Here is a 9,595-nt window from a genome sequence, read left to right on the forward strand (position 1 = left end):
GCCCCCCCCCGCGGGGGGCGGGCGGGGGGGGGGCTGGGGGGGGGCGGGCCCCCCCCCCCGGCGGGGGGGGCCGGGGGGGGGGGGGGGGGGGGGGGGCCCCGCCCCGCCGCTCAGAGCTTGTCGATCGGGGCGTGCCGGAGCACCAGCCACATCGTCTGGTCGCCGAAGTCGATCTGCGCCCGCGCTCCCGGGCCGTGCCCCTCGACGGCGAGCACCCGGCCCAGGCCGTAGCGCTGGTGGTTGACCCGGTCGCCCGCGGACACCTTCGGCCCCTGCGGCAGCTCGCTCGCCGTGGTCAGGCGGCTGGCGTCGACCCCCAGCCGCTTCGCCAACTGCGCCGCCTTGGGCGTACCGCCGTTGAAGCCCCCACGTCCGCCGGACATCCGGTCCGCGCGGCCACCCACGCCGCCGCCCCCGCCGGCCCACGAGGTGTACGACCCCTCGGTGCGCTCCCAGCGGACCAGCTCCGGCGGCAGCTCCTCCAGGAACCGCGACGGCGGGTTGTAGGCCGGCTGCCCCCACGCCGAGCGGGTGACCGCCCGGGAAAGGTGGAGGCGCTGGCGGGCCCGGGTGATGCCCACGTACGCCAGCCGGCGCTCCTCCTCCAGCTCCCGGGTGTCGCCCAGCGACCGCAGGTGCGGGAAGACGCCGTCCTCCAGGCCGGTCAGGAAGACCACCGGGAACTCCAGGCCCTTCGCGGTGTGCAGCGTCATCAGGGTGACCACGCCCTGGTGGTCGGGGTCGTCGGTGGGCACCTGGTCGGCGTCGGCGACCAGCGCGACCTGCTCCAGGAAGCCGGCGAGGGTGGCCCGCTCGCCTTCCTCGCCGACCGCCTCGATCCGCTCGGTGTACTCCCGGGCGACGCTGACCAGCTCCTGGAGGTTGTCGACGCGCCCCGCGTCCTGCGGGTCGAGGCTCTCCTCCAGCTCGGTGAGGTAGCCCGAGCGGGTCAGCAGCGCCTCCAGCACCTCCTCCGGGGTGCCCGTCTCGGCCAGCTCGCGGGCGCCGTCGAGCAGGGCCACGAAGTCGGCGATGCCGTTGGCCGCCCGGCTGGAGATGCCCGGGGCGTCCTTCGCCCGCCGCAGCGCCGCCCCGAAGGAGATCCGGTCCCGGCTGGACAGCGCCTCCACGCACGCCTCGGCCCGGTCGCCGATGCCCCGGCGCGGGGTGTTGAGGACCCGGCGCAGGCTGACCGTGTCGTCGTCGTTGACCACCGCGCGCAGGTAGGCCAGCGCGTCGCGGACCTCCTTGCGCTCGTAGAAGCGCACCCCGCCGACCACCTTGTAGGGCAGGCCGACCCGGATGAACACCTCCTCGAAGACCCGGGACTGGGCGTTGGTGCGGTAGAAGACGGCCACGTCGCCGGGGCGGGTCTCGTCGGCGTCGACCAGCCGGTCGATCTCGCGGGCCACCCAGTCGGCCTCGGCGTGCTCGGTGTCGGCCACGTAGCCGACGATCGGCTCACCGGCGCCCGCCTCGCTCCACAGCCGCTTCGGCTTGCGCGACGTGTTCCGGTCGATCACCGCGTTGGCGGCGTTGAGGATGGTCTGGGTGGAGCGGTAGTTCTGCTCCAGCAGGATCGTCCGGGCGTCGCTGAAGTCGCGCTCGAACTCCAGGATGTTGCGGATCGTGGCGCCCCGGAACGCGTAGATCGACTGGTCGGCGTCACCGACCACGCAGAGCTCCGCCGGCTCGATCCCCTCCGTGCCGGAGACCAGCTCCTTGATCAGCGTGTACTGGGCGTGGTTGGTGTCCTGGTATTCGTCGACCAGCACGTGCCGGAACCGCCGGCGGTAGCTCTCCGCGACGTGCGGGTGGGACTGGAGCAGGTGCACCGTCGTCATGATCAGGTCGTCGAAGTCCAGCGCGTGCGCCTCGCGCAGCCGCCGCTGGTAGAGCGTGTAGGCCTCCGCCAGCGCCCGCTCGTTGGGGCCCTTGGCACGGCCCGCGAACGCCTCGGGGTCGACCAGCTCGTTCTTCAGGTTGGAGACCTGGGCGGCCAGCCCGCGCGCCGGGTAGCGCTTCGGGTCGAGGTCCAGCTCCCTGGCGACCATCTGCATCAGCCGGCGGGAGTCGTCCGCGTCGTAGATCGAGAAGGTGGACTTCAGCCCGGCGTGCTCGTGCTCGGCCCGCAGGATGCGCACGCACGCGGAGTGGAACGTCGACACCCACATCAGGCGGGCCCGGGGACCCACCAGGTGGGCGACCCGCTCCTTCATCTCGCCGGCGGCCTTGTTGGTGAAGGTGATCGCGATGATCTCGCCGGGGTGCACGTCCCGGGCGGCCAGCAGGTAGGCGATCCGGTGGGTGAGCACCCGGGTCTTGCCCGAGCCGGCACCGGCCACGATCAGCAGCGGCGAGCCGGCGTGGGTGACGGCGTCGCGCTGCGGCCCGTTCAGGCCCTCGACCAGGGCCTGCGGATCGAGATGGACGGCCGCCGGCCTGGGCCGGTGCGGCGAGGCCGGGGCGGGCGCCGGCGCGGGCGGGGACGCGGGGATGTCGAAGAGAGGATGCATCGCACGGCGAGTCTATGCCGCCGGGCGGACACTTCCCCGCCGCGCACCGTCGAGATGTCAGGAAGGGGCCCTTCCTTACATCCAGGTCGAGACGAAGATGTCACCCTGTCGTGTCTGGTGCCGCCGTCCCCCGTGCAGAACGATGACGGTGAAAGTCCGGCTCCTCCCCCGTACACGACTGGGAGAAACGACCATGACTCAGCCGCGTTCGCGCGGTCGGGCGGCGCTGCGTCACCTCGCCGCGCCCACCCTCGCGTTGGCCGTCGTCGCCACGCTGACCACCGCTTCCCGGCCCGCGCCGGCTCCCGCCGACGACCAGCAGGCCGGCCTCACCCCCGTCTCGGTCTCCTACGCCGCCCCCGGCGGCGGGGAGGTCAAGGGCAACTTCCTGAGCTACAACGACTTCCACGGCGCCATCGACCCGCCCGGCGGCAGCGGCGCGGCGGTCAACGGCACGCCCGCCGGCGGCGTGGAGTACCTCGCCACCTGGCTGAAGAAGCTGCGCGCCGAGGCCAGGGCCGAGGGGCGCACCACGACCACCGTCGGGGCCGGCGACCTGATCGGCGCCACCCCGCTCGTCAGCGCCGCCTTCCACGACGAGCCGACCATCGAGCTGATGGACGAGATCGGCCTGGACGTCAGCTCCGTCGGCAACCACGAGTTCGACGAGGGCGTCGACGAGCTGATCCGGATCAACAAGGGCGGCTGCCACCCCGTCGACGGCTGCCAGGACGGGGACGGCTTCGCCGGGGCGAAGTTCACCTACCTCGCCGCCAACACGGTCAGCCGGAAGACCGGCCTGCCGATCCTGCCCCCGGTCGACGTGAAGTTCGTCGGCGGGGTGCCCGTCGGCTTCGTCGGCGTGACCCTGGAGGGCACCCCGGGCATCGTCAACCCGGCCGGCATCACCTCCGTGCGGTTCACCGACGAGGTGCAGACCGCCAACAAGTGGGCCGGCGTGCTCAAGCTCTTCGGCGTCAAGGCGATGGTGCTGCTCGTGCACGAGGGCGGGGCCCAGTCGCCGCCGCCGGCCACCCCGGGCGTCTCGGACTGCGCCAACTTCTCCGGCCCGATCGTGGACATCGTCAAGGGCCTGCGGCCGGAGTTCGGGCTGGTCGTCTCCGGCCACACCCACCGCTTCTACTCCTGCTCCCTGCCGAACTCCTCGGGCGCCCACAGCGTGGTCACCAGCGCCGGCAACAACGGCCAGCTGATCACGGACGTGGACTACTCGCTGGACCGGCGCACCGGCCGGTTCACCGGGATCTCCGCCCGCAACGTCGTGGTCGAGAACGGCGTACGCAACCCGGACGGCACCTGGCGGGAGAGCGCGCCGGGCACGTACGTGCGCAACCCCGACCTGGTGGACCCGGGCGCGAAGGCACTGGCCGACAAGTACCGGGCGGCCGTCGCACCCATCGCCAACCGGGTGGTGGGCCGGATCTCGGCCGACATCGTCCGCGAAGTCCGGCCGAACGGGGAGAGCCCGCTCGGTGACGTGATCGCCGACGCGCAGCTCGCGTACACCCGCTCCAGCGGGGCACAGATCGCGCTGATGAACCCGGGCGGCGTCCGGGCGTCCCTGTCGTACGCGGCCTCCCCCGGCGACGAGGACCCTGGCGAGATCACCTACGGCGAGGCGTTCACCGTCCAGCCGTTCAACAACCTGGTGGTCACCCAGACCCTCACCGGCGCGCAGCTGCGCAACGTGCTGGAGCAGCAGTTCGTGGGCTTCAACGGGCAGACCACCCAGCGCATCCTCCAGGTCTCGGCCGGGCTGACGTACTCCTACGACAGCACCGCCCCGGTGGGCTCGCGGGTGAGCGCCCTGGCGTACGACGGCGCGCCGGTCGACCCGGCCGCGAGCTACCGGGTCACCACGAACGACTTCCTGGCCAACGGCGGGGACGGCTTCACCGAGCTGCGGGCCGGCACGGACCGGGCCACCGCCCCCGGCTTCGACGTCGACGCGCTGATCGCCTACCTGGGCGCCGGCGAGCCCGTCGCTCCCGGACCCGCGAACCGGATCACCCGCCTCGGCTGAGGCGGGGCGGTCCCGGCGTCACGACGGCACCGGGACCGCCCGTCCGGGCACGGGTCGCGCCGAATCCTTGCGCCGGCCGGCCCGGGGTCGGCATACTCGACGACATGTTCGGGCAGCGCTTCTACTTTTACTACGGCACCGGGAGTCCGGCAGCCGTAGGTCGCGCCTGATCGATCAGACCTACGAGAAAGCCCCGGGCTCCTGGAGCCCGGGGCTTTCTTCCGTCCCGGGATCCGGGCACCGGGCACCTGACGGCGAGGGGTACCCGATGATGACAGACGTGGTGGAGTCCAGCGGCAGCGTGACGCGACCCGAGGCGGGCCGGCCCGACCCCGGTGCCCCCGGCTTCCCGGCCGACGTGCCGGGCGGTGACGACGGCGCGAAGCCGGCGGCGGGAACCGGCACCCCGGAGCCGGCCGCCGCCGCCCGGATCGTCGAGATCCGGGAGCGGATCGACGAGATCGACCGGGCGCTGATCGAGCTGTGGCAGGAACGGGCCCGGCTCTCCCAGGAGGTCGGCGTGACGAGGATGGCCTCCGGCGGCACCCGGCTGGTGCTGTCCCGGGAACGGGCGATCCTGGAGCGCTTCCGGGCCGCCCTGGGCGCCGACGGCACGCAGCTCGCGCTGCTGCTGCTCCGCGCCGGCCGCGGCCCCCTGTGAGGCGTACGCCGGCAACGGTCCCCCGCGCGGGCCGGGGCGGGCGGGGCGGGGCGGAAACGACGGAACCGCCTGCCGTCGTCGCGATGACGTCGGCAGGCGGTTCCGTGGGGGTCACGCCTCGTGCGTCTGCACGATCTCGCGCTTCTCCGCGAAGTGGCAGGCGCTCGGGTGGTCCGAGCCCGAGCGGATCTCCAGCAGCGGGACCTGCTCGGCGCAGACGTCCTGCGCCTTCCAGCACCGGGTCCGGAACCGGCAGCCCGACGGCGGGCTGACCGGCGACGGCACGTCACCGGTCAGGCGGATGATCGCCTTGTTGTCCCGCACGGTCGGGTCCGGCACCGGCACGGCCGAGAGCAGCGCCTGGGTGTACGGGTGGGTCGGCCGCTCGTAGATCTCGTCCTCGGTGCCGATCTCGGCGATCTTGCCGAGGTACATCACCGCGACCCGGTCCGACAGGTGCCGGACCACCGACAGGTCGTGCGCGATGAAGACGTACGACAGGCCGAGCTCGCCCTGGAGCTTCTCCAGCAGGTTCATCACCTGGGCCTGGATCGACACGTCCAGGGCGCTGACCGGCTCGTCGCAGACGATGATCTCGGGCCGCAGGGCGAGCGCCCGGGCGATGCCGATGCGCTGCCGCTGACCGCCGGAGAACTGGTGCGGGTACCGGTGGATGTGCTCCGGGTTGAGGCCGACCAGGTCGAGCAGTTCCCGGACCTTCTCCCGGCGGCTGCCCTTCGGCGCCACCTCCGGGTGGATCTCGAACGGCTCGCCGATCAGGTCGCCGACCGTCATCCGCGGGTTCAGCGAGGTGTACGGGTCCTGCATCACCAGCTGGATCTGCCGACGCAGCCGACGCAGCGCCGGGCCGGAGAACTTCGAGATGTCCTGGCCCTTGTAGTGGACGCTGCCACCCGTGGGCTTCTCCAGGTTCATCAGGACCCGGGCCAGCGTCGACTTGCCGCAGCCCGACTCGCCGACCACACCCAGGGTCTCGCCGGCCTTGAGCTCGAAGGAGACCCCGTCGACCGCCTTGACGTGACCGATGGTCTTCTTGAACACCACGCCCCGGGTCACGGGATAGTGCTTGACCAGGTCACGGACCTCGAGGATGTTCTCAGTCACGGTTCACCAGCTCCTCGGCGAAGTGGCAGGCGCTGGCCCGGCCGGCGCCGACCTGCAGCAGCGGCGGGACCTTCTCCCGGCAGACCGGCTGCGCCATGGGGCAGCGCGGGTTGAACGGGCAGCCCGGCGGGATGTTCATGAGGTTCGGCGGGAGACCCTTGATCGTCCGGAGCTCCTGCCCCTTCTCGTCGAGCCGCGGGATCGAGTTGATCAGGCCGATCGTGTACGGGTGCGCCGGCTTGGCGTACAGGTCGTAGACGTTGGCTTCCTCGACGATCCGGCCCGCGTACATCACCGCGATCCGGTCCGCGACGTCGGCGACCACGCCGAGGTCGTGGGTGATCAGGATCATGCCCATCTGCCGCTCGCGCTGGAGTTCGGCGAGCAGGTCCATGATCTGCGCCTGCACCGTCACGTCGAGCGCGGTGGTCGGCTCGTCCGCGATCAGCACCTCCGGGTCCAGGGCGAGCGACATCGCGATCATCGCGCGCTGCCGCATGCCGCCCGAGAACTGGTGCGGGTAGCTGCTGAACCGGCCCTTGGCGTTCGGGATCTTGACCTGGTCGAGCATCTCGATCGCGCGCTTCTTGGCGTCGGAGCGGCTCATCCCGCGCCGCACCCGGAACTGCTCGGCGATCTGGAACCCGACGGTGAAGACCGGGTTCAGCGCGGAGAGCGCGTCCTGGAAGATCATCGCGATGCCCTCGCCGCGGATGCGGCGCCGCTCCTCGAAGGACATGCCGAGCATGTCCTTGCCCTGGAAGCGGACCTGACCGCCGGTGACGAAACCGGGCGGCGTGTCGAGGATGCCCATGATGGTCTGCGCGGTGACGCTCTTACCGGAGCCGGACTCGCCGAGCACGGCGAGGGTCTCCCCCGCGTCGACGTGGTACGTGACCCCGTTGATGACCTTGGCGACGCCGTCCCGGGTGCGGAACTCCACCCGGAGGTCTTCCACCTCGAGCAACCTGCCCGAGGGGCGGCCGGACGCGCCGGCCGCGGACTGCTCGGACACCAGAATGTCGGACAACTGAATCTCCCCTAGCGGAGTTTCGGATCGAGGGCCTCGCGGACCGCCTCACCGAGCATCACGAAGCTCAGTACGGCGGCGACGAGGAACGCGGCGGGGAAGAAGAGCAGGTAGGGCGCGACGCGGAGGAGGTTCTGCGCCTCGTTGATCATGATGCCCCAGGACACCACCGGGCTCTTCAGGCCGACGCCCAGGAAGGACAGCGTCGCCTCGGCGCCGATGTACGAGCCGACCAGGATCGTCCCGTAGACCAGCAGCGGCGCGAGGCAGTTCGGCAGCAGGTGCTTGAGGATGATCCGGCCGGTGCCGGCGCCCAGCGCGCGGGCGGCGACGATGTAGTCCGCCTCCTTGGTGGCCAGCACCGAGGAGCGCATCAGCCGCATCACGACCGGCCAGCCCAGCACGATCAGCGAGATGCTCACCAGCGCCATGATCTCGGCCTTGCTGTTGCTCGTGCCCGACCCGTTGAAGGTCGTCAGGATGACGATGGCACCCAGCACGAACGGCAGCCCGAAGAAGACGTCGGCGATGCGGGAGAGCAGTGCGTCCACCCAGCCGCCCCGGTAGCCCGCCACGATGCCCATCGCGCCGCCGAAGAGCAGCACGCCGAGCACGGAGAGCAGGGAGACCACGATCGACGCGCGGGCACCGTAGATCACCCGGGCGAAGACGTCCCGGCCCTGGAAGTCGTAGCCGAACCAGGCGTCCGACGACGGGCCGACGAGGCTGTTCTGCAGGTTGCCGTTCTCCGGGTCGCCGGAGGTGAACAGCGAGGGGAAGGCGGTCATCAGCATGAAGAGGACGATGAACCCTGCGGAGATCCAGAACAGCGGCTTGCGGCGCAGGTCACGCCAGGCGTCGCCGAGCAGACCGCGCGGCTTCTCCTTGCGGGCGTTCTCCGGCAGGCCCGCGTTGCTCGGCGCGCCGATCTCGTCGGGGGCGTGCGCGGGCGGGGTGCTGACGATCGAGGCGGCACTCGGGTCACTCATGCCCGTCCCCCACTCCGCTCGGCGCGGGCACTGGTGCCCGCGAACGCTGCAATGATGATTCGTTCGCTGCGCTCACTCATAGCGGATCCTCGGGTCCAGGGCGGCGTAGAGCAGGTCGACCAGCAGGTTCATCAGCAGGTAGACGAGCACCAGGACCACCACGATGGAGACAACGGTAGCGCTCTCCTTGGTGATGATCGCGCGGTAGACCTGTCGGCCGATCCCGTTGATCTGGAAGATGCCCTCGGTGACGATCGCGCCGCCCATCAGGGCGCCGAGATCGGTCCCGAGCAGCGTGACCACGGGGATGAGCGAGTTGCGCAGCAGGTGGATCCCGACCACCCGGCGCATCGGCAGACCCTTGGCGATCGCCGTACGCACGTAGTCGGCCCGCCGGTTCTCCGCGATGCTCGTGCGGGCCAACCGGGCGATGTACGCCATCGAGGCGCTGCCGAGCACGAAGCCGGGCACGATCAGCTCGGAGAGCCGCATCTCGCTGGAGACCGTCGGCTTGACGATGCCCCACTGCACGCCGAGCAGCCACTGGGCCACGAAGCCGATGACGAAGATCGGCAGCGCGATCAGGAAGAGGCTGGAGACCAGGACCAGGTTGTCCAGGAAGCCGTTGCGGCGCAGGCCCGTCAGCACGCCCGCGGTGAGCCCGATGACCGCCTCGATGGCCAGCGCCACCAGGGCCAGCTTCAAGGTGTTCGGGTACGCCGTGGCGATGATGTCGCCGATCTCCCGGCCACCGAACGTCTGCCCGAAGTCGCCCTGGAAGAGGTTCTTCATGTAGTTGCCGTACTGCACGATGAGCGGCTCGTCGAGCTTGAACTTCTCGGTCATCATGTTGACGAAGCTGTCGGGGCAGGGACGCTCGCCACACTTGCCCGCGAACGGGTCACCGGGCACCGACCACACGAGCCAGTAGATCAGGAACGTCGTCCCGATGAAGACCGGGATGAGTTGGAGCAGCCGTCTCAACAGATAACGGCCCATGGGGTGGTCCTCCAGACAGGGGGCGCGCGTCGGACGGCCGACACGGGGATGACAGACGTGGCGAGGCGGTGTGGTGACACCACCTCACGGAACGGCCCGGGTCGGGGGGCCCCGGGGGGGGGGCCCCCCCCCGGGGGGCCCCGGGGGGGGCGCCGGCCCCCCCGCGGGGGGGGGGGTTACCCCCGGTTGGGTGGGCGGAAATTGTGTTTTTTTAAGGGGGGCCCGCCCTCG

General features: G+C 71.3%; 7 protein-coding genes. 2 read left to right on the forward strand and 5 right to left on the reverse strand.

The annotated features are described in order from the left end of the window. Positions 1-110: 110 nt before the first annotated feature. A complete protein-coding gene (gene pcrA / locus ACGFNF_RS27040) occupies positions 111-2,516 on the reverse strand; it encodes a DNA helicase PcrA (protein ID WP_357579167.1) in 2,406 nt (801 codons plus the stop codon). Positions 2,517-2,709: 193 nt separating this feature from the next. Between pcrA and ACGFNF_RS27045 the strand changes: the two genes are divergently transcribed. Both ACGFNF_RS27045 and ACGFNF_RS27050 read left to right on the forward strand, forming a co-directional pair. Next, the gene (locus tag ACGFNF_RS27045) at positions 2,710-4,560 is read left to right on the forward strand and encodes a bifunctional metallophosphatase/5'-nucleotidase (protein ID WP_393171512.1); all 1,851 of its coding nucleotides are present in this window, start codon (positions 2,710-2,712) and stop codon (positions 4,558-4,560) included. A 268-nt stretch (positions 4,561-4,828) separates the two neighbouring features. Next, positions 4,829-5,221, forward strand: a complete 393-nt coding sequence (locus tag ACGFNF_RS27050) for a chorismate mutase (RefSeq protein ID WP_393171514.1) — start codon at positions 4,829-4,831, stop codon at positions 5,219-5,221. Positions 5,222-5,332: 111 nt separating this feature from the next. Here the strand turns inward: ACGFNF_RS27050 and ACGFNF_RS27055 are convergent, their stop codons facing one another. The 4 genes from ACGFNF_RS27055 to ACGFNF_RS27070 all read right to left on the reverse strand — a co-directional run bounded on the left by ACGFNF_RS27055 (position 5,333) and on the right by ACGFNF_RS27070 (position 9,364). Then, positions 5,333-6,346 (reverse strand): dipeptide ABC transporter ATP-binding protein, encoded by a 1,014-nt coding sequence (locus ACGFNF_RS27055; protein ID WP_357579170.1) that lies wholly within the window; start codon positions 6,344-6,346, stop codon positions 5,333-5,335. Further along, positions 6,339-7,361 carry an ABC transporter ATP-binding protein gene (locus ACGFNF_RS27060; protein WP_132231341.1) on the reverse strand — a complete coding sequence of 341 codons (1,023 nt, stop codon included), beginning with the start codon at positions 7,359-7,361 and terminating at the stop codon, positions 6,339-6,341. The genes ACGFNF_RS27055 and ACGFNF_RS27060 overlap by 8 nt, the downstream gene beginning before the upstream one ends. A gap of 26 nt (positions 7,362-7,387) precedes the next feature. Beyond that, the gene (locus ACGFNF_RS27065) at positions 7,388-8,365 is read right to left on the reverse strand and encodes an ABC transporter permease (protein ID WP_311410753.1); all 978 of its coding nucleotides are present in this window, start codon (positions 8,363-8,365) and stop codon (positions 7,388-7,390) included. 72 nt (positions 8,366-8,437) lie between these two features. Then, a complete protein-coding gene (locus ACGFNF_RS27070) occupies positions 8,438-9,364 on the reverse strand; it encodes an ABC transporter permease (protein WP_132230980.1) in 927 nt (308 codons plus the stop codon). Positions 9,365-9,595: the final 231 nt, after the last annotated feature.

The organism is Micromonospora sp. NPDC048868 (assembly GCF_043198195.1).
GTDB lineage: Bacteria > Actinomycetota > Actinomycetes > Mycobacteriales > Micromonosporaceae > Micromonospora > Micromonospora reichwaldensis.